The organism is Pelobacter propionicus DSM 2379 (assembly GCF_000015045.1).
Taxonomy (GTDB): Bacteria; Desulfobacterota; Desulfuromonadia; order Geobacterales; family Pseudopelobacteraceae; genus Pseudopelobacter; species Pseudopelobacter propionicus.
Genome location: NC_008609.1, coordinates 1594673 through 1618696 on the forward strand (window position 1 = coordinate 1594673; position 24024 = coordinate 1618696).

A 24024-nucleotide genomic window follows, 5' to 3' on the forward strand; every position below is an offset into this window, starting at 1 on the left:
AATGTATTTGAATTACTTGAAACATGAATATACAGTCATCAGGTTCGATAGTGCTCCTCAGTAGATTCAAACAAGTTGATACTGATCATTATTTAAGGCTTCTTCTGGAATCCATGGGGCGGAGCGCTTGCTGTAGCGCTCCGCCCCATGCCGACTTGGGGTCTATCCACCTTCTATCACCGGGGAAGAGGTGCTGATGTGGGATCCGGGCACGCTCCCCGGCAGTCTCTAGCCGCCTCGATCTCGCGAGATGCCGGCGTATCCCGACCACTGTTGACGTGAATTCACAAAAAACTACCAGGAAAACAGTTCGTGAGTCCGGCCATTGTTTTGCAAACAGAGTGTTTGCTTACATTACACGTATGGTTTATGCTCTATCCCTTGCTCTGAGATCAAGCGTGGATGGGGGGCAGGGGAAACGTGAAAGAAGACTACCAGGGGACTTTTCAGCTGGCCGCTTGTGCGGTCCGGAAAGACCCTATCACCTGTTGTGGGAATTCGGAGGAGATAAAGAGAAACATGTCACCCTGTACTGAACACGTTGCCGCAACGACTCGAAAATTTCCAGAAGTCGACCTGATTCTGGAAAAGTACGACCACCAGCCTGCCCGGCTGACCCTGATCCTTCAGGCAATACAGGATGAGTACCGTTATCTGCCGATGGAGGTCCTTTCACACGTCATCGAGGAACTGGACATACCGGCAACAAAGGTGTTCGGTGTTGTTTCGTTTTATGCGCATTTTACCCTGGAACCGCGCGGCAAATATGTCATTCGGCTGTGTGACGGCACGGCCTGCCATGCCAAGCGTTCGATCCCCATACTGGAAGCCCTGTATGCAAAACTGGGCCTGAGCAGCAAAAAGGTAACCACCCCTGACATGCTGTTTACCGTTGAGACGGTCACCTGTCTCGGCGCCTGCGGTCTTGCGCCGGTTATGCTTATCAACGAGGAAGTCTATGGCCGGGTGACTCCCGCCAGCGCGGTGGCGCTGATTGATGAAATCATTGCAAAGGAGGCAAACGCGTGAGTCACGTTAAATCCTCCGTTCAAACGGGCTCAAAGCGGCGCATCATCATCTGTGCCGGCACCGGCTGTGTCTCCAGTGGGGCACTCAAGGTCCATGGGGCGTTACTAAAAAAACTCTCTGAGCGCAACATGGATATCGATGTAAAACTTGCTCCGGAGAGCCAGAACCTGCACCTCTCCAAAAGCGGTTGCCAGGGGTTCTGTCAGATGGGGCCACTTGTCACCGTACTTCCCGACAATATCCTCTACTGCAAGGTGACAACGTCCGATGTGGATGACATTGTCGAACAGACCATCCTGAAAGGCGAGGTTGTCCAGCGTCTGACGTACCTTGACCCTGCCACGAACAAACATTGCACATCGTATGACGAAATCCCCTTTTATACGCGGCAGACACGATTCGTTTTAAAGGAATGTGGCTGGATTGATCCTGAAAGCCTGAATGAGTACATTGCGACCGGCGGCTATGGTGGTGCAATAAAGGCTTTCCTGGAAATGACCCCCGAAGAAATCTGCAGGGAGGTGATCGCTTCCGGTCTTCGCGGCCGAGGGGGGGGCGGTTTCCCCACCGGCCGCAAATGGGAAATAGCCCGCATGCAGCCGGCGGAGAAGAAATACGTCATCTGCAATGGCGACGAGGGCGATCCCGGCGCATTCATGAACAGAAGCGTCATGGAGGGGAACCCCCACGCGGTTATCGAGGGGCTGATGATCGCTGCCCGCGCAATCGGCTCCGATGAGGTATATGTCTATGTCCGTGCCGAGTATCCACTGGCGGTGAAACGGATGAATATGGCGGTTGAGGATGCCGAGGCCGCGGGGATACTGGGCAACAACATCTTCGGCACCGGCAAGCGGATGAAATGCACCATACTGCCCAGTGCCGGAGCATTTGTGTGCGGAGAAGAAACCGCCATGCTGGCCTCCATCGAAGGCCTGCGCGGTACGCCCGTCCCCAAACCCCCCTTTCCGGCGCAGTGCGGTCTCAGGGGCAAACCGACTATCATCAACAATGTGGAGACCCTTGCCCAGATTCCGCGCATTCTGCTGGCTGGTGCCCAGAGCTTCAAAAAAATGGGGACTCCCGCTTCGCCCGGCACCAAGACATTTGCGCTCACCGGCCATGTTGTCAATACCGGCCTGATCGAGGTGCCATTCGGAACGACGCTGCGTGAAATTGTCTTCTCCATCGGTGGCGGCGTCACCACTGATGAGGGAACCCCCACGGACGGCATGTTCAAGGCCGTTCAGGTGGGCGGCCCCTCCGGTGGATGCCTGCCTCCTGAACTGCTCGATATGCCGCTGGACTTCGATTCACTGCTGTCGGCGGGCGCCATGGTCGGTTCAGGCGGTCTTGTGGTCATGAATCAGCAGACCTGCATGGTGAGCGTGGCGCGTTTCTTCATGGAGTTCACCCAGCGGGAATCCTGCGGCAAATGCGTACTCTGCCGCGAGGGGACACGCCAGCTGCTTGTCCTGCTGGACGATGTTATTGAAGGGCGGGCAACACTGCAAACCCTCGACATCATGGAACTATTGGCAAAGAGTATTAAGCTCGGTTCGCTGTGTGGCCTCGGCAAGACCGCGCCGAACGCCGTGCTGTCGACGCTCAAATATTTCCGCGCGGAGTTCGAATCCCATGTGGTGGATAAGCAGTGTCCTACCGGCCAGTGCAGTCTTCTCACTAAACCGGACAGGGTGACTGCATGAGCAGGAGATGGGCAGCACAGTGCGCCAGGGAGTGTGAGTAATGACCAGATTTGCCGATACTACTGTCTACATAAACAATCGACCGGTCGTTATGGAGGGGGAGCGAAACCTGCTTGAATTGATCCGCAAGACCGGAATCGATCTGCCTACATTCTGCTACCAATCGGATCTGAGCGTTTACGGCTCGTGCCGTCTCTGCCTGGTGGAGATCGAGGGGCGCGGTATCGTGGGCTCCTGTTCCACCCCGCCGGAAGCCGGCATGAGGGTTCATACCCATACCGAGGAAATCCGCGAACTCCGAAAGATAGCCATTGAACTGTTTCTTGCAAACCATGACAGCAATTGCCCCACCTGCCTGAAGAGTGACGATTGCCAGTTGCAGAATCTTGCCCGTCGACTGGGGGTCGATGCGGTTCGTTTTCAGTCGGTGCTGGTCAAAAAGCCGATTGACAACTCTTCGCCAGCCATCATACGGGATCCCAACAAATGCGTGCTGTGCGGTGACTGCGCCCGCATGTGCTCGGAGATACAGGGCATCGGTGCCATCGATTTTGCCCACCGCGGCCACGATGCCGCCGTATTGCCCGCATTCGGCAAAAAGATCGGAGAGGTTGAATGCGTTAATTGCGGCCAGTGCACCATTGTGTGCCCAACCGGTTCACTTTGCCTGAAGCCTGAGATGGAAGAGGTGTGGAAGTCGCTCACCGATAAGCAAACCTACACCGTGGCGGCAATCGCTCCGGCCGTCCGGGTCGCCATCGGTGAAATATTCGGTATGGAGGCGGGAGCCGTCTCCACGGGACAGATGCTTGCAGCGTTGAAACTGCTCGGTTTTGACCAGGTGTACGATGTTTCTTTCGCAGCGGATCTCACGACCATCGAAGAGGGCAGCGAGTTTCTGGAGCGGAGAAGCGCCGGTGTCAGGCTGCCGCACTTTACCTCCTGCTGCCCGGCCTGGGTCAAGTACGTCGAGCATTTTCATCCACACCTGATCGGGAATCTCTCCACCTGCAAGTCGCCGCTGCAGATGTTCGGCGCGCTGCTGAAAGATCGTCTTCCTGACCTGGTGCAGATACCAAGGGAACGGGTGAAGGTCGTTTCCATCACCCCCTGTACCGCCAAGAAGTTTGAGGCGAAGAGGCCTGAATTCACCCATGACGGCATCCCGGATATCGACCACGTTATCACGACCATAGAACTTGGCAGGATGATCAAGGCTGCCGGCATCCAGTTCAATGATCTGTCTCCCGAATCCTTTGACATGCCATTCGGTTTCTCCACCAGTGCCGGCGTGATATTCGGCAACTCCGGTGGCGTTACCGAGGCTGTCCTGCGCTTCACCATGGAGAAGCTGAGCAACAAGCCGCTTGCAAAGCTTGATTTTGTGGAAGTGCGCGGCGAGTCCGGAATCCGCGAGGCGTCATTCGACATTGGCGGCAGCACAATCAGGTTTGCCATCGTCCATGGCCTGAAGAACGCCAAGATGCTGATCACTAAAATTGCCGCCGGCAAGTGCGCCTATGACTTTGTTGAAGTCATGGCCTGTCCCCAGGGATGCATCAATGGCGGAGGGCAGCCGGTGAATCACGTTTACAACTACAAGCAACTTCGTACCAGGGGCCTTTTCACGGCGGGCAAGATGTTCCACCTGCATAAACCGCAGGATAACATCATGGTAAACGAATGCTATCAACAGTATCTGGGTGATGTGGGGGGGGCGAAGGCTCAACAGTTGTTGCACACACACTACAAAAACCGTCGTCGGCAAACGGAGGATGGCGTTGCAGCAGGGGAGGGGGCTGGTGTCGCGCCCACAACCATTGGCAAGGGGCACGAGCAGCAGTGAGAAGATAACGGGAAAAGCTATCAAAACAGGCATGGAAAAACAGGAGATTCTTCGCTGGCTGCGTACCACGGGCGAGGATCGGCTCTCACGATTGTGGCAGATGGCTGATCAGGCGCGGCGGCGGCATGTGGGGCAGGATGTTCATCTCAGGGGGCTGATCGAAATATCCAACCACTGCTCCCGCAGGTGCGGCTACTGCGGCTTGAACGTGCATAACAGCAGTATCGGGCGTTACCGCATGACGGATGATGAAATTGTCGCCTGCGCTCATCAGGCGTCAGCCCTTGGCTATGGCACGGTCGTCATGCAGGCCGGTGAGGACCCTGGTATCGGCAAGCAGTGGATGCACGACCTGATCCGCCGTATAAAGCGCGAGACGGATCTGGCCGTGACGCTCAGCCTGGGCGAGCGGCCGGATGAAGAGCTTTGCAGCTGGTTTGATGCCGGTGCTGATCGCTATCTGCTGCGGTTCGAAACCTCCCGGAGGAGCCTGTACGACAGCATCCATCCGCCGTTAGCGGGAACGATGTCCGACCGAATAGCCCTGCTCCGCAGGCTCAAACTGTTCGGTTATGAAATCGGCAGCGGCGTCATGATCGGCATTCCGGGACAGACCTATGACGATCTTGCCACCGACATCCTCCTGTTCAAGGAGCTTGACCTGGACATGATCGGAGTCGGCCCGTTCATCCCGCACCAGGCCACGCCGCTGGGCAGGCCCGACCAGGTTGCGTACGCCGTCCCGGCGGAACAGGTTCCCAACTCCGAAGAGATGACCTACAAGGTGATCGCCCTGAGCCGACTGCTCTGCCTCCGGGCCAACATCCCCAGCACCACCGCCCTTGCCACCATCAACTCCGAGTCGGGGCGGGAGCTGGGCCTGTCCCGGGGCGCCAACGTTGTCATGCCCAATGTGACCCCTGGAGCGTACCGCGCCCTGTACGAGATTTACCCCTCAAAAGCCTGTGTCGACGAGACCGCGGCAGACTTCGGATCAGGTCTCGTGCGCAGGATTCGCTCCATGGGCAGAACCATCGGCAGGGGGCGCGGCGATTCACCCAACCTGTCCGGGCGAAAGAGCCGCACGAGCGAGGTGCTGCCATGAGTTCCCTGCCATCCATGAAACTGAGCGCAGGCGCCGCCGACTTCATCGACGAGGCGTATCTGTTCGGCCTTCTGGGAGGCAAGCGTCCCGAAGCGGCACGGGTTCGCGACATAATCGCCAAGAGCCTTGAAAAGCAGGCACTGGGTGTGGAGGAAACCGCGCAGCTTCTGCTGGCGGATACGCCTGAGCTGGTCGAGGAGATCTTTGCCGCGGCCCGCGAACTGAAAGAAAAGGTGTACGGAAACAGGATCGTCCTGTTCGCCCCGCTCTACATCGGGAATAAATGTGTGAACGACTGCGCCTACTGCGCCTTCAAGCGGAGCAATGCCAGCGCAATCCGGCGCACGCTGACCGAAGGCGAGATCCGCGGGCAGGTCGAAGCCCTGGAAAGCAAGGGGCACAAACGGCTGATCCTGGTGTTCGGCGAACACCAGGCCTATGATGCCGAGTTCATCGCCCAGAGCGTCAGGACCGTCTACGACACCAGGGGAAAGGGTGAGATCAGGCGGGTGAACATCAATGCCGCCCCCCTTGACCGGGAGGGGTATGCCATTGTCAAGGCCGCCGGGATCGGCACCTACCAGATCTTTCACGAAACATACCATCACGAAACCTATGCCCGCCTGCATCCGCGGGGCACCCGCAAGGCAAACTACCTCTACCGACTGGACGGACTCAACCGGGCCTTTGAGGCCGGCTGCGACGATGTGGGGCTGGGGGTGCTCTTTGGTCTTGTGGATTGGAGATTCGAGGTGCTGGGCCTGGTCAGCCACGCCCTTCACCTGCAGCGGCGCTACAATGTGGGTCCCCACACCATCAGTTTTCCGCGCCTGCGGCCTGCCGCGGGTGTTGCGCTGGACAGGGAGCTCTTGGTTGGCGACCAGGAATTCAAGCGGATCATCGCCATACTCCGTCTGGCTGTGCCCTATACCGGGCTCATCCTGACCGCCCGGGAAAATGCCCAGGTACGCCGGGAATGCATCTCCTTAGGCGTTTCCCAGATCGACGCCGGCAGCCGCATCGAGCTGGGCGGCTATACCGAGGCCGGGGATGCTCAGGTGATGGAGCGGGAACAGTTCTCACTTGGCGACGTGCGTTCCCTGGACGAGGTCATGGCCGAACTGATGGGAGCTGGCTATATTCCCAGTTTCTGCACCTCCTGCTACCGGGTCGGCAGAACCGGTGAACATTTCATGGAATTCAGCATCCCCGGCTTCATAAAGGAATTCTGCACGCCCAATGCCCTGCTGACGCTGCAGGAATACTTGCTGGACTATGCGTCACCGTCCACCAGGGAAATCGGAGACAGGCTGATAGCGGAAGAACTGGCCAAGCTGGTCGATGGCCATGGTAAACAGGGCGTGGTGCAGAGGCTCAAAGAAATTAGGGAGGGCGCACAACGCGACCACTGTTTCTGAGCGGTACAAAAAGACGTGGCTGCGGACAAACCATGAAACCCTTTCGTAGCGAAAAAGACCTCCTGGGAGAACGGGAAATTCCCGTTGATGCGCTGTACGGCATTCACACCCTGCGCGGGATGGAAAACTTTCCGCTTGCCCGTCGAACGGTGCATGGAGAGCTGATCCATGCCTATGGCGCCGTCAAGCTGGCCTGCGCACGAACCAATCATGCTCTCGGCTGGTGGGATCAACCCAAGGCCGATGCCATACAACAGGCCTGCCGGGAAATGATGGCGGGACAACTGGATCGCCATATCATGGTGGATGCCCTGCAGGGCGGGGCGGGGACCTCCACCAATATGAATGTCAACGAGGTGCTGGCCAACCGTGCCCTGCAGCTGTTAGGCAGGTCACCTGGTGACTACGCAATTATCAGCCCGCTGGAAGACCTGAATCTGCACCAGTCTACCAACGACACCTATCCCACGGCACTCAAGGTGGCTGCAATCACGCGGCTCAGGGCGCTGGAGCAGGAGCTTATCGGGTTGCTGGAAGCGTTTCAGGAACGGGAGCGGGCCTTCAGCCACATCGTCAAGGTGGGACGAACCCAGTATCAGGATGCCGTCCTGACCACATTGGGACGGTCCATGTCGGCCTATGCCGAAGCGTTCGGTCGCGACCGCTGGCGGGTCTACAAGTGCGAGGAACGCCTGCGGGTCGTGAATCTGGGGGGAACCGCCATCGGTACCGGCCTGGCCGCACCGCGCCAATATATTTTCCAGGTGGTCGAGCAGTTGCGTGCCATCACCGGGCTGGGGCTGGCACGGGCCGAGAACCTGGTGGATGCGACCCAGAACACGGACGTCTTTGTGGAAGCCAGCGGCATGCTGAAGGCATGCGCCAGCAACCTGCTCAAGGTGGCGACTGACCTGCGGCTCCTGTCGTCCGGTCCGGATGCGGGCCTGGGGGAGCTGCGTCTTCCTGCTCGCCAGGCCGGTTCCTCGATCATGCCGGGCAAGGTCAACCCGGTCATACCCGAGGCCGTGTCCCAGGCGGCCATGAGTGTCATCGCCAATGATCAGGCAATCACCCTGGCCTGCTCCCTGGGCAGTCTGGAGCTGAACGCCTTCCTGCCGCTGATCGCCGATGCCCTGCTGGGGAGCCTGGACCTGCTGGTTAATGCCTGCTCCCTGTTCAGCCGTCTGTGCGTGGCAGGGCTGGAGGCAGGGGAGGCCCGCTGTCTCCGGCATGTGGAAAATGCCACCGCCAGTATCACGGCGCTGGTGGATGCCGTCGGGTATCAGGCTGCCCAGGAGATCGCGGGGGACATGGCGGATGGGGGAAGTGTCCGTGAGGCCGTGGTTCGGCGCGGCCTGATGACGGCTGAAACCTTTGACGAGCTTGTCTCGGCTGAATCCGTCACGCGGCTTGGTTCACCGCTGCCGGGGGAGAGGGGACGACAGTGAAAGCCACACCAAAGGGGAACCGTCTCCACATCGGCCTGTTCGGACGCCGCAATGTGGGCAAATCCTCTCTTCTGAACTCCCTGACCCGCCAGGATGCAGCCCTTGTTTCGGATGTGGCCGGCACCACCACCGATCCGATTGAAAAACCGATGGAACTCCTGCCCCTCGGGCCGGTGCTGTTTATCGATACCGCGGGAATCGACGATACGGGCGCACTGGGGGAGTTGCGGGTGCAGCGTACCCGCCAGGTTCTGGACCGGGTGGACGTGGGACTGCTTGTCTCCATTGCCGGTGAGTGGGGAGAGTTCGAGGAAGTCATACTCGCCGAACTGGGCGGGCGCGGAATTCCCGTGATTGTCGTATTCAACAAATCCGATTGCTGTGCCGTGGACGATGGGCGACTTGTCGCACTTCATGAGCGTGGCGCGCTGTGCGTGGTCACGAGCGCACCCCGGGGGGAGGGGCTCCCCGCCCTGCGCGAAGCTCTCATCCAATGCGCCCCTGACGGGTTTATCACTCCTCCCGCCATACTCGGCGATCTGGTCCCGCCGGGTGAATTGGCGGTTCTGGTGATCCCCATTGACCTTGAGGCGCCCAAAGGGAGGCTGATACTGCCCCAGGTGCAGTCGATCCGCGATCTGCTGGACAATGACGCCTATTGCATGGTTGTCAAGGAGCGGGAGTTGCGTGGTGCCCTGGATCGTCTGAAACGCCCCCCCGCCCTGGTGGTGACCGATTCCCAGGCCTTTCTCAGGGTGGCCGGGGATACACCGGATGCGGTTCCCCTGACATCGTTTTCCATTCTGTTTGCCCGCTTCAAGGGGGACCTGACGGAATTTGTGGTTGGTGCCCTGGCCATCGACTCCCTGCGGGCGGGAGACCGTGTCCTGGTCTGCGAGGCCTGCTCCCACCACCCCATTGCTGAGGATATCGGCAGAGTCAAGCTGCCGCGCTGGTTGCGCCAGTATGTGGGGGGCAGGCTGGAGTTTACCCATCTGCAGGGACACGATTTCCCAGAAGATCTCGGCAGCTACCAGCTTGTTGTTCACTGCGGCGCCTGCATGTGGAACCGTCGGGAAGTCCTGTCCCGCATCATCCGCTGCCGCCAGGCAGGCGTCCCTATCACCAATTACGGTCTGGCCATAGCCTTTTCCCTGGGTATCTTCCAGCGTGCGCTCGGGCCGTTCCCTGCTGCGTTGGAAGCATATCGCTCGCATTCGCTGCCACGCTCCTGACCGTTTCCGGCATGGCAGGAACGACCGTACGAGACGGCCATTGTTCTTGGCTGCTTGGGGTGAATTAGTGTATACAGTATACGGGTTCGTGTGGCACGAAAGGAGGTAGCGAGTGGGGGTTACTAACGTCCTCAGCATCATCGAACAAATTGAGCCGGGAGTCGTGATCCTCAACCAAGATTTGAGCGTGTCCCACATCAACCGGGTGTTCATGCTGCTTTTTTGCGACATTCCCCTGGAACAGTTGTTCCTGGGGAGTATTCTGGAGATTCATCGCCAGGAGAGTCGCGACAGGGTCAGAGATATGCTCAGGCTCGCGGCGGAGGCGAAACGCCAGGTGCCAACCACCATCAGGTTCATTCGCAATGACGACAAGGACCGCTACCTCCTGATCAAGCTCGTTCCTCTGGTTGATCGGGAAATGACTGAAGAGAAGATCAGCGCCCTGTTCTATGACGTTACCCCCTTTATCACCACCGAGCAGAAGCTGATGCGGGTTCCTGTCAGCTCCCACGGTGAAATCCACCTGCTCAATCCCCATGAGATCCTCTATTTCAAGGCGGACAACATCTACACCACGGTCAGGACCGAGACGTGTGAATATCACTGCGCCCTCTCGCTCGGTGCGGTGGAAAAACGCCTTTCCCACGAGATGTTTCACCGCGTCCATCGCAGCTATCTGGTCAATATCGGCAAGGTTCACAAGATCCTGCGCGACCCCTCCGAGTGTTCGGTGGATGTCGTCGGAGGTGAAGTTCGTATTCCCATCAGCCGTGACAAGATGCAGGATTTCCTGTCCATCGTTGGCTTGAAGTAGCTCAATTCCCTTCACCAGATAATTCCCACCATTCACAAGTCCCTGCCCCATTCCGCAAGCGAAGAGTTGATTGCATCACCCCACCTGGTTTAGGTTGCTTACAACAAAAACGTAGTACACGATGTTTTTGAATCAATATGAAATTATTCGTTTTTTTAACTTGAATACTGTTGGAGTTGTGGTGTGGGCCTTCTCTGCAGTCACGGGCCAGGCTGGTGTGGAAATTGTTACTGTCCGGCGAAAAGATGGATGTGGGTACGGTGGAATCATTTCTGTGCCTCTCTTGTTGATCATGATTTGGTGTTGAGTGCCATGCCATCGTGGCCACTCATCTGAATCAGCGCAGTTTGTAGTCGAATTCCTCGACCTGTTTTTCTGTTCTTTGACATTCGATAGTCGCCACGACGTGCTTCATGCTCAACCTTCGCTGGAACGGTGAAGCATTCTCCTGAAATCGGAACCTGTTGCGAAGCCGCAGTGTTGATGCAACAGAGTACGGTGCTGAACTGTGTCGGAGCTATGTTCTCTCTGACGGAAAAAACACTTGCTTTGGATATTATCATGTCATATATTCCATAATCATGTCAAGCGAGCAGGCAATTTAAATTCTAAGGGAGTACATGTTTTAAAGGAAGTACACGGAGTGCACCAGGGGAGGTGGTGGGACAAGAGGATCTGGTCCAGATTGGTCAAGGCCGACCAGTTTAGGCAGTCAACGAATCTTCTTGACGTCCCGCGCAAGAAAAAGAACGTGTCACTATAACGCTTCGCCACGACTTTTCTGCAATCAGTGTCAGGGAAGCGGGCTATGGGTGCCGCCGGAAGCAGCGGCGCCTCCCCTGTTTGGAAAGGATTAAAGCATTATGTGGTCATTGCGGCCGGCGAATGTTTCTGCTTGTCGTCTGCTCTGTTTGGCGTCCCGCCTTTTCTGATCATATCTGTTCATCCTCGCGGCAGGTTCCTGTGTAAAAACTTCAGAAGGTTGTTGCTCCGCTCCGTCTTTCTTCCGGCTCATGTGTCATGGAATGTGGCGATTATTCGATTGTCAGAGCACTTTTGTTATCGATCTGCTGGCACATGTATCTGTTATCAATGTCCTGGCACTCAACAAATGTATGTAGTTCATCTTTTCGATTGGAGGGATAGCTGTGAACACAATGCTCGCAGGATCAGAACGCAGATCATTGATACGAAGCAATGAATTGATGTCGTACCAGTTTGCATCAAAGGTCAAACGTGCTGTGGCAGACCAGATTGAAGAGGAATTATATAAAAGCAAACTGACCAAAACTATCCTTGCAAACAGAATGGGAACAAGCCGGACTGCTATAAACAGGTTGCTTGATCCTGAAAATACATCGGTCACCCTGAATACGCTGGAGAAAGTAGCATTTGCTCTCAGTAAACGGTTGAAAATAGAGTTTTCATGAGAAGCACAGTCCCCGTATGTGGATTTGAATACAGGGACATGTCAGGCATCACCTGTAGGTAGCGGTTCGCGGTCATGATGGTACATCCTGGCCTGTCTGGCACTACTACGTCTGCGCTATTTAGTGATACTAAAAAAAGCTTACGGTAAAGACGTCTATCTAGCGGGATGTTACGGTCTTTTCCTGTTTGATGTGTGTTTAGTGCGGATAAAAATCTGGTCTGTTTCGTGCTGCCGTGCTCAGTTTTTGCTGCGCTTGTGCTGTCATGTGAGCGTGCGTAACTCTTAGGGCTGTTTGTACGGTTGTCAATCAGAAACGTCATAACCATAGAGTGCGGTATTCGATTCTATGGAACTTTGGATACGGTGGGTTACGCATATGGTTCATCCATTTCTGTTTCTCGAATTTTTACGCAAGATGCTTGCTCCTTTGCATCTGTCCGAGGCCAGCGCCGATGCGGTCAGTTACACCTGGCTCATCATTGCGCTTCTTCTGCTCCTCTCCTTTCTGGCCACCAGGGCGCTCAAGACGGTCCCTGGCGGGTTGCAGAACTTCATGGAAATTATTGTGGGCGGCATCGAGAACATGGTTACCGAAACTATGGGAGAGCATGGCCGTCCCTACTTCCCGCTGGTGGCGACCATCGGTATCTTCGTGCTGGTCTCCAACCTGATCGGCCTGATCCCCGGATTCTTCCCACCAACGGCCAATATCAACACCACCGCCGCCTGCGCCATCGTTGTTTTTCTCTCGACCCATGTGGTGGGTATAAAGCGCCATGGAATTGGGTACATAAAGCATTTCTGCGGCCCGATTCTCTGGCTGACGCCGATCATGTTCTTCATCGAGGTCATCGGACACCTGAGTCGCCCCGTCTCCCTGACCCTGCGTCTGTTCGGTAATATGAACGGCCACGAACTGGTCCTGATCATCTTCTTCGGTCTGGCGCCCTTCCTGGTGCCGCTGCCGATGATGCTGATGGGGGTATTGGTCTCCTTCATCCAGGCGTTTGTCTTCATGCTGCTGACGATGATCTACATCCAGGGGTCGCTTGAAGAGGCCCACTGATCCACCGGTTGATTCACAACAATTATCAAGATCCTATACTGCTTAGGATACATCACACTCCGAGGAGAAAAGAAAATGAGTTTTTTCAGTATGTGCGTTCTGGGAGCAGCAATTGGTATGGCGATTGGTACGCTGGGTACAGGTATTGGACAGGGTCTGGCGGTCAAAAGCGCGGTTGAAGGTGTTTCCCGTAATCCGGGTGCATCCGGCAAGATTATGACAACCATGATGATCGGTCTGGCCATGATCGAGTCGCTGGCAATCTACGCCCTGGTCATCTGTCTGATTATCCTCTTTGCCAACCCCTACAAGGATATCGCCCTCAAACTGGCTGAAACTGTTGCCAAGTAAGTACTGATTGCCGGCAATCCTGTTCTATCGATCCGGACAGAATCAATTCCTGGACTATGCAGGTGGAATAATTCGGTACGTGTCTGTGACATGCGTATGACATCGAATCTGCTGCCCTGATTGAAACAGGCGGGAGCTTTCGGGCTGGTTCGAGAGTAGTGCGTCAGTGTGCCTGTAAGAGGTGAGTCGTGATTGAACTAAATGTGGCGTTTGTCATCCAGATTGTAAACTTTGGCATCCTTGCCCTCGTGCTTAACAGCTTTCTCTACAAGCCGATCCGCAAGGTGCTGGCAGACCGCCGCCAGGTGATCGAATCAGCGCGCAGCACGGCCGATTCCGTTGATCAGGAGGTGCGTGACAAGATGGCCCTCTACGAAGGGCGTCTGCAGGAGGCCAAGGCTGAAGCGACCCTGCGCAGGACAGAGGCGATCAGGCAGGCCCAGGCCGAGGAGACGGCGCTTCTGGATACGGCACGCTCCGAGGCTGCGGCATCATTGGCGGGCATTCGGGACAATGTGGCCCGTGAATCGGCGCAGGCCCGGATGCTGTTGGAGCAGCATGCCCTTGCCCTGTCCGATGATATCTGCGAGAAAATCCTGGGGAGGAGTCTGTAGCCATGGGTACACCATCTGATCGCACAACAACCCTGTCCTTATGCCTTGCGGTCTGTGTCGTTGTCATTGCCGTCGGTACGGGGTGGGCATCGGAAGCTGGCGAAGGAGCCCACCAGGTCGATTCTGCGGCCCAAATGAAGGACTTCGGCTGGCGTGTGCTCAACTTCGCGGTTCTGGCTGCTCTACTGGGCTGGGCGATTGCAAAGGCACAGGTCAAGAAAGCTCTCAATGAGCGTCAGGTAAAGATAGAGAGGAGTCTTCGCGAGGCAGAGCAGAGCCGGGACGCTGCGGAGCAAAAACTTCGCGAATACAGCGGCAAGCTGGAACACGCTTCCCGTGAAATCGAAGAGATGCGGGGCGCGATGCTGCGCGAAAGCGAGCAGGAGAAACAGCGCATCATTGCCGAAGCCCGCGCTGCCGCCGAAAAGATCGCTGGCCAGGCAACTCTTTCCGCCGAACATGAGGTGCTGAAGGCTCGTTCGGCTCTGCAAGCCGAGGCTGGCCGCCTGGCGGTTCAGCTTGCAGCTACGAAACTGGCTGGCGCCATTGGCAAGGAAGACCACGACCTGTACGTGGATGATTATCTCAAGAAGGTGGAACAGTTCAAATGATCAATTCCACGATAGCAAAACGATATGCGTTGTCGCTTGTGCAACTTGGGGCGGAATGCGGGCTGGTTGACCGCTTCCGCGGGGAGCTTGCAGACGTTGAGGATCTTTTTGGCACTACCCCCGAGATTCCGGCCGCCTTCGCGGATCCGGCCCTGAGCCATGAACGGAAAAAGAACATCATGCGGGAGTTGGTCGGCTCATGCGCCTGTTCCGAACTGATGGGAAACTTCCTGCTGCTGCTGGTGGACAAGAACCGCGTTGCGTTTTTCAGCCAGATAGTCAAGGCCTATGGGCAGTTGGCTGACGAGCACGTGGGCATACTTCGCCCGGTTATCACAACCGCCTTTGAGTTGGATGCTGTTCAGTTGGCCGCGATACGGGAGGCGCTGGAAAAAAAGAGCGCTAAAACGATTATCCCCCAACTGACGGTTGACAAGGCTTTTCTGGGCGGTGTTGTCGTTCAGATCGGTGATACGGTCTACGACAGCAGTGTAAAGACGCAACTCAAGCGGATACAAGATCAATTACAGAAGGGGTAATGCTCCCATGAAAATCAGAGCGGAAGAGATCAGCGAGATCATCAAGAAACAGATCAGAGAGTACGGCAAGGAGGTCGAGGTCTCGGAGACCGGCACGATCATCTCCATCGGCGACGGCATTGCCCGTATTCACGGCCTTTCGGGCGCCATGGCGGGGGAGTTGCTGGAATTTCCCGGCGGCGTTTCGGGCATGGTCCTCAACCTGGAGGAGGACAATGTCGGTGCCGCGGTCCTGGGTGAATTCACCGCGATCAAGGAGGGTCACACCGTCAAGCGCACCGGCCGCATTGCCGAGGTTCCTGTGGGCGAAGCCCTGATCGGGCGGGTGGTCAACGCCATCGGCGAGCCGATCGACGGCAAGGGGCCGATCAAAACCGACACCTTCAGCAAGGTGGAGATCAAGGCTCCCGGCATCGTTGCCCGCAAATCGGTTGATCAGCCCATGGCCTCCGGCCTCAAGGCCGTCGACGCCATGGTTCCCATCGGCCGCGGCCAGCGCGAACTGATCATCGGCGACCGCCAGACTGGCAAGACAGCCGTAGCAGTGGATACGATCATCAACCAGAAGGGTGGGGACGTGATCTGCATCTACGTTGCCATCGGCCAGAAGCGCTCCACCGTGGCCCAAGTGGTGGCCAAGCTCTCCGATCACGGCGCCATGGACTACACCATCGTCGTTGCCGCTTCCGCATCCGAGTCGGCGCCGCTCCAGTTCATCGCCCCCTACAGCGGGGTCACCATGGGCGAGTACTTCCGCGACAAAGGCCAGCACGCCCTGATCATCTATGACGACCTTTCCAAGCAGGCTGTAGCCTACCGCCAGCTGTCGCTGCTGCTGCGCCGCCCTCCGGGGCGCGAGGCCTACCCCGGTGACGTCTTCTACCTGCACAGCCGTCTGCTGGAACGCGCCTGCAAGCTGTCCGACGAGTGCGGCGGCGGTTCGCTCACCGCGCTTCCCATCATCGAGACCCAGGCCGGCGACGTCTCCGCTTACATCCCGACCAACGTCATCTCCATCACCGACGGCCAGATCTATCTGGAATCGGACCTGTTCTTCTCCGGCGTGCGTCCGGCCATCAACGTCGGCCTCTCCGTCTCCCGCGTCGGTGGCAAGGCGCAGACCAAATCCATGAAGCAGGTTGCCGGCACCCTGCGGCTGAACCTGGCCCAGTACCGCGAGATGGCGGCCTTTGCCCAGTTCGGTTCCGACCTGGACAAGGCGACCCAGATGCAGCTTGCCCGTGGCGAGCGTCTGGTGGAGATCCTGAAACAGCCGCAGTACCGCCCGCTGTCCAACGAAAAGCAGGTGCTGATCATCTTTGCCGCCAACAACGGCTTCCTGGACGAGCTGCCGGTCTCCACGCTGAGGCGTTACGAGGATGAGATGTACGCATTCTTCGACAACCGCCAGGCCGACCTGCTGTCGGAGCTGCGCGACAAGAAAGCCATCGATGACGAGCTGAAGAAGCGCATCGTGGCTGCCCTGGAGCAGTTCAAGAAAGAATTCAGCGCGTAAGCACAAGGACGGACTACAACCATGGCGAGCCTCAAGAGCATAAAGAAACGGATTGTCTCGGTAAAGAATACCTACCAGATCACCAAGGCCATGAAGATGGTCTCGGCGGCAAAGCTGCGCCGCGCCCAGGAAAACGTCGTTGCCGCGCGGCCCTACGCCACTAAGCTGAACCAGGTACTGACCTCCCTGGCCGGCAGCCTGCATGATGATCCCCATCCGCTTTTGAAACAGCGCGAGGCGAAAAATCTGCTGCTGGTCGTGATCACCGCCGATCGCGGCCTGTGCGGCGCCTTTAACAGCAACCTGTGCAAGGCTGGCGAGCGCTTTCTGCAGGAGAACGGCGATGAGTACGAGCGGATTCATGTACTCACCGTGGGGCGCAAGGGGTACGAATACTTCAAGAACCGCTGCGACATTTACAAAAACTACGTGGATATCATTGCCAAACCCACCTATGGGGGGGTGGCGCTTCTGGCGCAGGATGTCATCGATGGTTTTCTGGAGCAGGAGTACGACCGGGTGGAGCTTCTGTACAACTCGTTCCGGTCGGTCATGACCCAGGACATCACCTTCCAGCAGCTGCTGCCGGTGGCAACAGAGTCGGTGTGCGACCCGGATGATTCATGTAGTGAATATATCTATGAACCGTCTCAAAAAGAGCTGCTGTCTGAGGTTTTGCCCAAGAATATCGAGGTTCAGCTGTTCAGGAGCGTGCTGGAGTCGGTTGCCGGCGAGCATGGCGCCCGGATGACGGCCATGGACAGCGCCACGAAAAACGCCACCGAGATGATCGGCAAACTGACCCTGCAGTACAACCGGGCCCGCCAGGCAGCCATCACCACCGAGCTGATGGAGATCATCTCCGGCTCTGAATCCATAAAAGGATAAGAAACCCCAAAAGTTCACGGGAGGATACCGTTCAATGAGTCAGAATACAGGAAAAATCACACAGGTTATCGGCGCGGTCGTGGACGTGGAGTTCGAGCCGGGCAAGCTGCCGGAGATCTACCACGCCCTGCGCGTCACCAACCCGGCGATCAACGACAGCGAGAACAACCTGGTGCTGGAGGTTGCCCAGCATCTGGGTGAGAACTCCGTGCGCACCATTGCCATGGACTCCACCGACGGTCTCAAGCGGGGCCAGGCGGTCCTGGACACGGGCAAGCAGATCTGCGCGCCGGTGGGTAAGAAGACCCTGGGCAGGATCATCAACGTCATCGGCGAGCCGGTGGACGAGATGGGGCCCATTGGCAACGACAAGGAGAATCCGATCCACCGTGAGGCTCCCCCCTTCGAGGACCAGTCCACCAAGGTGGAGGCCTTTACCACCGGCATCAAGGTTGTGGACCTGCTGGCCCCCTATGCCCGCGGCGGCAAGATCGGCCTGTTCGGCGGCGCCGGGGTGGGCAAGACGGTTCTGATCATGGAGCTGATCAACAACATCGCCCGCCAGCACGGCGGCTTCTCGGTCTTTGCCGGGGTCGGCGAGCGCACCCGCGAGGGGAACGACCTCTGGATGGAGATGAAGGAGACCGGGGTTCTGGAGAAGACCGCCCTGGTGTACGGCCAGATGAACGAGCCGCCCGGCGCCCGCGCCAGGGTCGCCCTGACCGCCCTCTCCATCGCCGAACACTTCCGCGACGACGAAGGGCTGGACGTGCTGCTCTTCATCGACAACATCTTCCGCTTCACCCAGGCCGGCTCCGAGGTCTCGGCCCTGTTGGGGCGCATCCCCTCGGCGGTCGGCTACCAGCCCACCCTGGCCACGGAGATGGGCGAGCTGCAGGAGCGGATCACCTCCACCAAGAACGGCTCCATCACCTCGGTGCAGGCCATCTACGTGCCGGCCGACGACCTGACCGACCCGGCGCCGGCCACCGCCTTCGCCCACCTGGACGCCACCACCGTGCTTTCGCGTCAGATAGCCGAGCTGGGCATCTACCCGGCCGTTGACCCGCTGGACTCCACCTCGCGCATCCTGGATCCGCAGATCATCGGCGAGGAGCATTACGCCATCGCCCGCCAGGTGCAGTACATCCTGCAGAAGTACAAGGACCTGCAGGACATCATCGCCATCCTGGGCATGGACGAACTCTCCGAGGAGGATAAGCTGATCGTTGCCCGGGCGCGCAAGATCCAGCGCTTTCTCTCCCAGCCGTTCTTCGTGGCCGAAGTCTTCACCGGCTCCCCGGGCAAGTACGTGGAGCTGAAGGACACCATCAAGGGTTTTCAGGAGATCGTTTCCGGCAAGCATGACCACCTCCCCGAGCAGGCCTTCTACATGGTCGGTTCCATCGAGGAGGCGGTGGAGAAGGCCGCCAAGCTGGCCGCGGTGTAGGGGGGACCATGCACGGGCACTCACACAGGGGGGTGCCCCTACGGAGATCAACGTATGGCTGAAAAGATGAAGCTTGAGATTATAACACCCTATGCCAAGGTGGTGGATGCCGAGGTGGACGAGGTCATGGCCACCGGTGCGTTGGGCGAATTCGGCGTGCTCCCGGACCATGCCCCTTTCCTGACATCGCTGAAGATCGGCGAGCTCTGCTACAAGAGCAACAGTGTGCTCTCCTGCATGGCGCTGAACTGGGGCTACTTCGAGATCCGTGAAAACAGGATTGTCATTCTGGTGGAGACCGCCGAGCATGCCCATGAGATCGACGTGGAGCGGGCCAGATCTGCCCAGACCCGCGCGGAGCAGGCGCTGAAGACACTGGGGCCGGAGGACAAGCAGTTCAAGGTCTACGAGGCGGCGCTGGAACGCGCCCTGATACGCATGCAGGTGGCAGGAAAGGCAACCAGAAAATAGTGAGGTTTTTTCATGGCATCACTCGTGTGCGCCCTGGCGCGAACTCACTACGCAGCGTCATTTCTTGATGAATAGTGAACGCAAAGAGCTCTTTCGCAGTCTGGCACAACTTTCCAGTATGGGGATATCGGTTGTTGCGGCAATTGCAATCGGTGTCTGGTTCGGACTGACGCTTGACGGCTGGCTCGGGACATCACCCTGGTTCTTTTATCTGTTTCTCTGTATAGGCATTGCAGCCGGCTTCAAGAATATCTATCTGATTGCCAGCAGAGAGGTTCGCCGCGACGATGATGCTACTGCATGAGGAACAGAGTGTCGGGCTTGTCGTCAAAGTAAGTGTGGCACTGCTTCTGCTCTTGTCTCTTTTTGGCCTGCTGTTTTTTTCCACCGAAACCGGACTGGGGGTCTTGGCTGGCGGCGCCATCGGGATAGCAAACTTCCTCTGGATGCACCGCATACTCCGGCGCATCCTGGCGACGCTCCCGAACAACCCGAACAGGCAGGCCATGGTCTGGCTGGTGCTGCGTCTGGTCGTATTGGCAGGTATCCTCTATCCGCTCGTGGTGTCGGGCTCTGTTTCTCTTGCAGGCCTGCTCACGGGGCTCTCCATCATAGTACTGAGCATAGGAAGCCTCTCGTTTCGTGCCGTCCTTACCGCGCGGGGCTAAGCCTGGCACGCAGTTTCCCTTTCCCTCTTTTTCGAATCATGACGACATGGTGTGTTTCGCCCATGATTTCAGGTGCCGGCGTCTGACTCAAGCCGGCTCTCCCCAACTGAACATGCTCCCCATGCAGTTGCCCTCTCTTTTTCCCCTTCCACAGGTCCTAACCATCCATGAACCTACATGTGCAGAGCTGAAGCGCACTGTTTCCGGTATGGCCGGAGCGTGAAGGCTCTCTGGCGGTGATGAGCTTCAACATCGTGGCTGCCCAATCCCTTGGGCGCCAGGGATTGGGATACATGCCCCCGGAGACTCGGCTGAAGCAGTCAGGCTAGCTGACCGCTTGGCCGCTCCCTTCCGCGCCGTGACGCTTGGCGTAATGGCCGGCGACGAGCATGGTAAGCAGGGAGGCGAGGGTCAGCAGTGCGAGGGAGGCAAAGAGCGGGCCGAAGCCGGAACAGGAGATGATCTGCCCCCCCAGGAACGGGCCGAGGAAGAAGCCTCCCTGCATCATAACGATCAGCAGGTTCTGGTTCAGGCCGCGCGCACGGGGAGCCGAGATGTCGAACATCACTGCCGCCTGCAGCGGCATGGATATGCCCCAGCCCAGTCCGCAGAGTCCGGCAAGGGTGAAGAACATCCGGCCGGACGGGGAGAGGGGCAGCAGGGCATAGCAGACAGCCACGGCCAGGAGTCCCGCGCCGCAGAAGAGAAGCTTGCTGTACCTGTCGAACAGCCATCCTCCCGCCACCCTGACCAGAATCATCGCCAGGGTGGCGATGGAGAAGAAGAGGCTGGGTTTGGCGATGCCCAGGCTGCTGCCGAACTGCTTCAGGTAGAAGAAGATGGCGGAGTAACCGCAGAAGAAGAGCAGCGCCGACACAAGCAGCAGGGATATTGCGGGTGAACTCAGGCTGTCGCGCATGCCGGACAGCCCCGGGGACGGCGCCCCCCCCGCCGTTGTTTCCTGCCCGGAACGGGGGAGTAGCAACCCAAGGAGCGGGATCAGCGCCGCTCCTCCTGCCAGGTTCAGCACGGTCCCGAAGGAGGAGGGGGGAAGGCGCGTGAAATCCAACAGCGGCGGTATGATGGCGTAGGGGACCAGCCGAATCAGGGAGACCCAGCCAAAGGCGCGGCCGCTCATCTCCGGGGGGATCAGTTGGACGACCATGGTAATCAGCGCGGTCAGGACGCAGATAAAGCCTGCCCCCTGCAGCAGGCGTGCGGTCACCAGGAGCGGCACCGAGTCGGACTGGCCGATCATGAACAGTGCCGTTGCCAGGACCAGCGAGCCACCGCACAGCCAGCGCCGCGCCGAACCGGGGTGTACCAGGGGCGCGATCAGCGGCTGGATGATCAGGGCCGCCAGGGCGTCGGCGCTGATGATGAAACCGGCGGTTGCCGGACTGATCCCCAGGTGCGCCAGATAGCCTGAGAAGGCGAAGAACAGCGCGGCAATGCCGGTCACCAGCGCGAACTGGAAATTGATCACCAGAAAGGCGGGCGTGAACAGGCCGGCTGGTTTAGGCATGGATTCCCTCCAGGAAACGGACCAGCAGGTTGGCGGCCACGGAACGGCGGTAGTCGGCGCTGCCGCGGATATCGTCCATGGGCGACACGCCTTCGCGCACCAGTGCCGCCGCTGACCGGATTGTGTCCCGGTCCAGGGGCGCGCCGGCCAGTTTCTCCTCCAGCCCGGGGAGCCTGACAACGGTGGGCGCCACGCTCCCCCAGGCAAAACGGGCCTCTTGCACGCAGCCGTCGGGGGAAAGCCTGAACATCCCGGCAAAACTGACCACGGCCACGGCCAAAGCACTGCGCAGACCGACCTTCTGGAAGGTCTGGTGGGGGAAGTCCTCCTCCCGGGGCAGCAGGATGCGGGTGATGACCTCGCCATGGCGCACCTGCGTCCTGCCCGGTCCGGCGACAAAGTCTCCCACGGACAGCCGGCGTGTCCCGTGCCGGGAGGCCAGCTCCAGTTCAGCGCCCAGCAGCTGCAGTGCCGGCAGGGAGTCCCCGGCCGGGGATGCGGTGCTGATGTTGCCCCCCAGGGTGGCCATGTTCCTGATCGCCGGGCCGCCGATGGTGCGGGCGGCCCGGACCAGCAGCTCTGCATGACCCAGGGCCAGCGGGTGGCTGATCAGGCGGGCCAGCGGCGTGGCGGCGCCGATGGAGATTTCCGTTCCCCTGTCATTGATGCCCTGGAGCTCCGGCAGGCCGGCAAGTAGCAGGAGGGGGCGCTGGTTCGGGACCGGCTCTTGGCGCAGCCTGACCAAAAGATCGGTGCCGCCGGCCATGACCATGGCCTGGGGAAAATGCTCCAGATGGGAGAAGAGCTCCTCCAGGGACGAGGGGGAAAGTACGATCCTCATTCTTGTTCCCCTCCGCCGATGTCCGTGGCGGCCCGCTCCACCGCATCCACGATTTTGACATACCCGGTGCAGCGGCAGAGGTTTCCGGAAAGCCCCTCCCTGATCCGCTCCCGCGTCGGCTGTGGCTCCTCACGCAGCAGGGCCAGGGCGGCCAGCTCCATGCCCGGGGTACAGAAGCCGCACTGCACCGCCCCCTCCTCCACGAAGGCCCGCTGAATAGCTCTCCCCACGGGGAGCAGCTCCAGCCCCTCCACGGTGGTGACCCGAGCCCCCTCCAGTTGGGCCACCAGCATCAGGCAGGAGAGGCGGCTTTCGTTATCCACCAGGATGGTGCAGGCGCCGCACTCGCCCGTGCCGCACCCCTCTTTGGTCCCGGTCAGCCCCAGGTCTTCGCGCAGCAGATCCACCACCCGCCGGTCTGCGGGGGCGTCGATCGCCATTGCCCGGCCGTTGAGGATGAACCGTATTGTTTCCCGTGCCTCATTCATGCTTGATGCTCCTCAAGCCATGTCTCGAATCGGGACAGGCATGGAAATTCATCGACGGAACAGACCCTGATGTGGGGGTACTCGCGCATCAGGAGCCGGGCCAGGTCCGTCCCGGGTCCCAGCTCAATCACGGTGTCGATGGCGGCCCGTGCCATGGCCGCCATGCAGAGGTCCCAGCGGACGGTGCTCGCGAGCTGGGCCGACAGTGCCTCCGCCACTCCCTCACGGCTCGTGATCCGCTGTCCGGACAGGCTGGACAGCAGCGGCACGGCGGGAGCCGCGCATTCTCCTTCCAGGATGAACCTGCGCAACGGTTCCACCGCCCCGGCCAGATGGCGGCTGTGGGAGGGAACAGCGACGGGAAGACGAACCAGGGACGGATTTGTCGGGGAAAAATGATCCAGCAGCCGGTGGACCGCGTCGTCGCGGCCGGACAGCACCACCTCGCCGCTGCCGCGGACGATTGCCGTGTCGATCCCCAGTGCTGCCATCATTGCATCGCGCCGCATCCGTCGTTCGGGGACGTCGTCATAACGCCATAGCATCATCGCCCCGCGGCCCGGCCGCAGCTGTGCCGTTGCCAGATCCATCAGGCGCGCCCGTTCCCGGATGATCCGGAGGGTTTCCCGCCGGTTCAGGGCGCCGGCGACGTAACAGGCCGCGACCTCGCCAAGGGAGTAGCCGGCCACCAGGGCCGGCTTCGGAAGCAGGTCGCGGATGGCGTCCCAGGTTGCCAGCTGATAGAGGGCGATGGTAAACTGGGCCCGGCTGTTGGCATAGATCTCGTCTTCTCCGAGGGAGCGCCACCAGGAGCACACATCCTGTCCCAGGAGATCGGAAGCCAGCTGCGACAGTTCGTTATGTCGCGGGTTGCCGAGAAGTTCATCCAGCATGCCGCTTCTCTGCCCGGCTTGGCCGGAACAGAGGAGGGCGATCTTCCCCGTGGTGCTCGTCATG

The 24024-nt window shown here is 58.9% G+C and carries 25 protein-coding genes; 20 read left to right on the forward strand and 5 right to left on the reverse strand.

Annotation, left to right across the window (positions count from 1 at the left end; genetic code table 11):
• Nucleotides 1–519 precede the first annotated feature (519 nt).
• From PPRO_RS07415 to PPRO_RS07450, 8 genes are all read left to right on the forward strand, one after another.
• Nucleotides 520–1029, forward strand: a complete 510-nt coding sequence (locus tag PPRO_RS07415; RefSeq protein ID WP_011735397.1) for an NADH-quinone oxidoreductase subunit NuoE family protein — start codon at nucleotides 520–522, stop codon at nucleotides 1027–1029.
• Nucleotides 1026–2738, forward strand: a complete 1713-nt coding sequence (locus tag PPRO_RS07420; protein WP_011735398.1) for a (2Fe-2S) ferredoxin domain-containing protein — start codon at nucleotides 1026–1028, stop codon at nucleotides 2736–2738. Before PPRO_RS07415 ends, PPRO_RS07420 begins: the two co-directional genes overlap by 4 nt.
• Nucleotides 2739–2778: 40 nt before the next feature.
• A complete protein-coding gene (locus PPRO_RS07425; protein ID WP_011735399.1) occupies nucleotides 2779–4584 on the forward strand; it encodes a 2Fe-2S iron-sulfur cluster binding domain-containing protein in 1806 nt (601 codons plus the stop codon).
• A gap of 31 nt (nucleotides 4585–4615) precedes the next feature.
• On the forward strand, nucleotides 4616–5689 hold the full coding sequence (gene hydE, locus PPRO_RS07430) for a [FeFe] hydrogenase H-cluster radical SAM maturase HydE (protein WP_011735400.1): 1074 nt from the start codon (nucleotides 4616–4618) through the stop codon (nucleotides 5687–5689).
• Nucleotides 5686–7107: a [FeFe] hydrogenase H-cluster radical SAM maturase HydG gene (hydG, locus tag PPRO_RS07435; RefSeq protein ID WP_011735401.1), complete on the forward strand. Its 1422-nt coding sequence runs from the start codon at nucleotides 5686–5688 to the stop codon at nucleotides 7105–7107. Before hydE ends, hydG begins: the two co-directional genes overlap by 4 nt.
• A 32-nt stretch (nucleotides 7108–7139) precedes the next feature.
• Nucleotides 7140–8555, forward strand: coding sequence for an aspartate ammonia-lyase (locus PPRO_RS07440; RefSeq protein WP_011735402.1), 1416 nt, complete (start codon nucleotides 7140–7142; stop codon nucleotides 8553–8555).
• The gene (gene hydF / locus PPRO_RS07445) at nucleotides 8552–9790 is read left to right on the forward strand and encodes a [FeFe] hydrogenase H-cluster maturation GTPase HydF (RefSeq protein ID WP_011735403.1); all 1239 of its coding nucleotides are present in this window, start codon (nucleotides 8552–8554) and stop codon (nucleotides 9788–9790) included. Before PPRO_RS07440 ends, hydF begins: the two co-directional genes overlap by 4 nt.
• 112 nt (nucleotides 9791–9902) lie before the next feature.
• Complete coding sequence (locus PPRO_RS07450) at nucleotides 9903–10607, forward strand: PAS domain-containing transcriptional regulator (protein ID WP_011735404.1); 705 nt, start codon at nucleotides 9903–9905, stop codon at nucleotides 10605–10607.
• Between the two features lie 290 nt (nucleotides 10608–10897).
• Here PPRO_RS07450 and PPRO_RS21220 read toward each other — a convergent pair whose 3' ends face one another.
• Nucleotides 10898–11170, reverse strand: a complete 273-nt coding sequence (locus PPRO_RS21220) for a hypothetical protein (RefSeq protein WP_198138339.1) — start codon at nucleotides 11168–11170, stop codon at nucleotides 10898–10900.
• Between the two features lie 642 nt (nucleotides 11171–11812).
• On the opposite strand from PPRO_RS21220, the gene PPRO_RS07455 reads away from it, so the two are divergent.
• The 12 genes from PPRO_RS07455 (at nucleotide 11813) to PPRO_RS07510 (ending at nucleotide 20213) form a co-directional block, all read left to right on the forward strand.
• Nucleotides 11813–12037 carry a helix-turn-helix domain-containing protein gene (locus PPRO_RS07455; protein WP_011735407.1) on the forward strand — a complete coding sequence of 75 codons (225 nt, stop codon included), beginning with the start codon at nucleotides 11813–11815 and terminating at the stop codon, nucleotides 12035–12037.
• Nucleotides 12038–12415: 378 nt separating this feature from the next.
• The gene (gene atpB / locus PPRO_RS07460) at nucleotides 12416–13105 is read left to right on the forward strand and encodes a F0F1 ATP synthase subunit A (protein ID WP_011735408.1); all 690 of its coding nucleotides are present in this window, start codon (nucleotides 12416–12418) and stop codon (nucleotides 13103–13105) included.
• 75 nt (nucleotides 13106–13180) lie between these two features.
• On the forward strand, nucleotides 13181–13456 hold the full coding sequence (atpE, locus tag PPRO_RS07465; protein ID WP_011735409.1) for an ATP synthase F0 subunit C: 276 nt from the start codon (nucleotides 13181–13183) through the stop codon (nucleotides 13454–13456).
• A gap of 188 nt (nucleotides 13457–13644) precedes the next feature.
• On the forward strand, nucleotides 13645–14070 hold the full coding sequence (locus tag PPRO_RS07470; RefSeq protein WP_011735410.1) for an ATP synthase F0 subunit B: 426 nt from the start codon (nucleotides 13645–13647) through the stop codon (nucleotides 14068–14070).
• Nucleotides 14071–14072: 2 nt separating this feature from the next.
• A complete protein-coding gene (locus tag PPRO_RS07475; RefSeq protein ID WP_011734546.1) occupies nucleotides 14073–14681 on the forward strand; it encodes a F0F1 ATP synthase subunit B family protein in 609 nt (202 codons plus the stop codon).
• Nucleotides 14678–15220: an ATP synthase F1 subunit delta gene (gene atpH, locus PPRO_RS07480; RefSeq protein WP_011734547.1), complete on the forward strand. Its 543-nt coding sequence runs from the start codon at nucleotides 14678–14680 to the stop codon at nucleotides 15218–15220. Before PPRO_RS07475 ends, atpH begins: the two co-directional genes overlap by 4 nt.
• A 7-nt stretch (nucleotides 15221–15227) precedes the next feature.
• Nucleotides 15228–16736: a F0F1 ATP synthase subunit alpha gene (gene atpA, locus PPRO_RS07485; protein WP_011734548.1), complete on the forward strand. Its 1509-nt coding sequence runs from the start codon at nucleotides 15228–15230 to the stop codon at nucleotides 16734–16736.
• 21 nt (nucleotides 16737–16757) lie between these two features.
• Complete coding sequence (atpG, locus tag PPRO_RS07490) at nucleotides 16758–17624, forward strand: ATP synthase F1 subunit gamma (RefSeq protein WP_011735411.1); 867 nt, start codon at nucleotides 16758–16760, stop codon at nucleotides 17622–17624.
• A 34-nt stretch (nucleotides 17625–17658) separates the two neighbouring features.
• The gene (atpD, locus tag PPRO_RS07495; RefSeq protein WP_011735412.1) at nucleotides 17659–19074 is read left to right on the forward strand and encodes a F0F1 ATP synthase subunit beta; all 1416 of its coding nucleotides are present in this window, start codon (nucleotides 17659–17661) and stop codon (nucleotides 19072–19074) included.
• Between the two features lie 54 nt (nucleotides 19075–19128).
• Nucleotides 19129–19545 carry a F0F1 ATP synthase subunit epsilon gene (locus PPRO_RS07500; RefSeq protein WP_011735413.1) on the forward strand — a complete coding sequence of 139 codons (417 nt, stop codon included), beginning with the start codon at nucleotides 19129–19131 and terminating at the stop codon, nucleotides 19543–19545.
• A gap of 67 nt (nucleotides 19546–19612) precedes the next feature.
• Nucleotides 19613–19849 carry an AtpZ/AtpI family protein gene (locus PPRO_RS07505; RefSeq protein ID WP_041532209.1) on the forward strand — a complete coding sequence of 79 codons (237 nt, stop codon included), beginning with the start codon at nucleotides 19613–19615 and terminating at the stop codon, nucleotides 19847–19849.
• The gene (locus PPRO_RS07510; protein ID WP_011735415.1) at nucleotides 19833–20213 is read left to right on the forward strand and encodes an ATP synthase subunit I; all 381 of its coding nucleotides are present in this window, start codon (nucleotides 19833–19835) and stop codon (nucleotides 20211–20213) included. Before PPRO_RS07505 ends, PPRO_RS07510 begins: the two co-directional genes overlap by 17 nt.
• 325 nt (nucleotides 20214–20538) lie before the next feature.
• Here the strand turns inward: PPRO_RS07510 and PPRO_RS07515 are convergent, their stop codons facing one another.
• The 4 genes from PPRO_RS07515 to PPRO_RS07530 are packed head-to-tail and all read right to left on the reverse strand — an operon-like array spanning nucleotide 20539 to nucleotide 24023.
• On the reverse strand, nucleotides 20539–21738 hold the full coding sequence (locus PPRO_RS07515; RefSeq protein ID WP_011735416.1) for an MFS transporter: 1200 nt from the start codon (nucleotides 21736–21738) through the stop codon (nucleotides 20539–20541).
• The gene (locus PPRO_RS07520; RefSeq protein WP_011735417.1) at nucleotides 21731–22579 is read right to left on the reverse strand and encodes an FAD binding domain-containing protein; all 849 of its coding nucleotides are present in this window, start codon (nucleotides 22577–22579) and stop codon (nucleotides 21731–21733) included. Before PPRO_RS07520 ends, PPRO_RS07515 begins: the two co-directional genes overlap by 8 nt.
• Entirely contained in the window at nucleotides 22576–23067 is a 492-nt protein-coding gene (locus PPRO_RS07525; RefSeq protein WP_011735418.1) for a (2Fe-2S)-binding protein, read from the reverse strand. The genes PPRO_RS07520 and PPRO_RS07525 overlap by 4 nt, the downstream gene beginning before the upstream one ends.
• Nucleotides 23064–24023: an ACP S-malonyltransferase gene (locus PPRO_RS07530; RefSeq protein WP_011735419.1), complete on the reverse strand. Its 960-nt coding sequence runs from the start codon at nucleotides 24021–24023 to the stop codon at nucleotides 23064–23066. The genes PPRO_RS07525 and PPRO_RS07530 overlap by 4 nt, the downstream gene beginning before the upstream one ends.
• Between the last annotated feature and the right edge of the window lies 1 nt (nucleotide 24024).

Excerpts from the sequence above, each read along its gene's own strand:
- PPRO_RS07530 (WP_011735419.1), bottom strand. The coding sequence starts at position 24,023 with ATGACGAGCACCACGGGGAAGATCGCCCTCCTCTGTTCCGGCCAAGCC.
- hydE (WP_011735400.1), top strand. The coding sequence starts at position 4,616 with ATGGAAAAACAGGAGATTCTTCGCTGGCTGCGTACCACGGGCGAGGAT.
- PPRO_RS07515 (WP_011735416.1), bottom strand. The coding sequence starts at position 21,738 with ATGCCTAAACCAGCCGGCCTGTTCACGCCCGCCTTTCTGGTGATCAAT.
- PPRO_RS07525 (WP_011735418.1), bottom strand. The coding sequence starts at position 23,067 with ATGAATGAGGCACGGGAAACAATACGGTTCATCCTCAACGGCCGGGCA.
- PPRO_RS07505 (WP_041532209.1), top strand. The coding sequence starts at position 19,613 with ATGAATAGTGAACGCAAAGAGCTCTTTCGCAGTCTGGCACAACTTTCC.
- PPRO_RS07475 (WP_011734546.1), top strand. The coding sequence starts at position 14,073 with ATGGGTACACCATCTGATCGCACAACAACCCTGTCCTTATGCCTTGCG.
- PPRO_RS07440 (WP_011735402.1), top strand. The coding sequence starts at position 7,140 with ATGAAACCCTTTCGTAGCGAAAAAGACCTCCTGGGAGAACGGGAAATT.
- PPRO_RS07510 (WP_011735415.1), top strand. The coding sequence starts at position 19,833 with ATGATGCTACTGCATGAGGAACAGAGTGTCGGGCTTGTCGTCAAAGTA.
- PPRO_RS21220 (WP_198138339.1), bottom strand. The coding sequence starts at position 11,170 with ATGATAATATCCAAAGCAAGTGTTTTTTCCGTCAGAGAGAACATAGCT.
- atpB (WP_011735408.1), top strand. The coding sequence starts at position 12,416 with ATGGTTCATCCATTTCTGTTTCTCGAATTTTTACGCAAGATGCTTGCT.
- PPRO_RS07500 (WP_011735413.1), top strand. The coding sequence starts at position 19,129 with ATGGCTGAAAAGATGAAGCTTGAGATTATAACACCCTATGCCAAGGTG.
- atpH (WP_011734547.1), top strand. The coding sequence starts at position 14,678 with ATGATCAATTCCACGATAGCAAAACGATATGCGTTGTCGCTTGTGCAA.
- PPRO_RS07415 (WP_011735397.1), top strand. The coding sequence starts at position 520 with ATGTCACCCTGTACTGAACACGTTGCCGCAACGACTCGAAAATTTCCA.
- atpE (WP_011735409.1), top strand. The coding sequence starts at position 13,181 with ATGAGTTTTTTCAGTATGTGCGTTCTGGGAGCAGCAATTGGTATGGCG.
- atpA (WP_011734548.1), top strand. The coding sequence starts at position 15,228 with ATGAAAATCAGAGCGGAAGAGATCAGCGAGATCATCAAGAAACAGATC.
- hydG (WP_011735401.1), top strand. The coding sequence starts at position 5,686 with ATGAGTTCCCTGCCATCCATGAAACTGAGCGCAGGCGCCGCCGACTTC.
- atpG (WP_011735411.1), top strand. The coding sequence starts at position 16,758 with ATGGCGAGCCTCAAGAGCATAAAGAAACGGATTGTCTCGGTAAAGAAT.
- PPRO_RS07520 (WP_011735417.1), bottom strand. The coding sequence starts at position 22,579 with ATGAGGATCGTACTTTCCCCCTCGTCCCTGGAGGAGCTCTTCTCCCAT.
- atpD (WP_011735412.1), top strand. The coding sequence starts at position 17,659 with ATGAGTCAGAATACAGGAAAAATCACACAGGTTATCGGCGCGGTCGTG.
- PPRO_RS07455 (WP_011735407.1), top strand. The coding sequence starts at position 11,813 with ATGTCGTACCAGTTTGCATCAAAGGTCAAACGTGCTGTGGCAGACCAG.
- PPRO_RS07425 (WP_011735399.1), top strand. The coding sequence starts at position 2,779 with ATGACCAGATTTGCCGATACTACTGTCTACATAAACAATCGACCGGTC.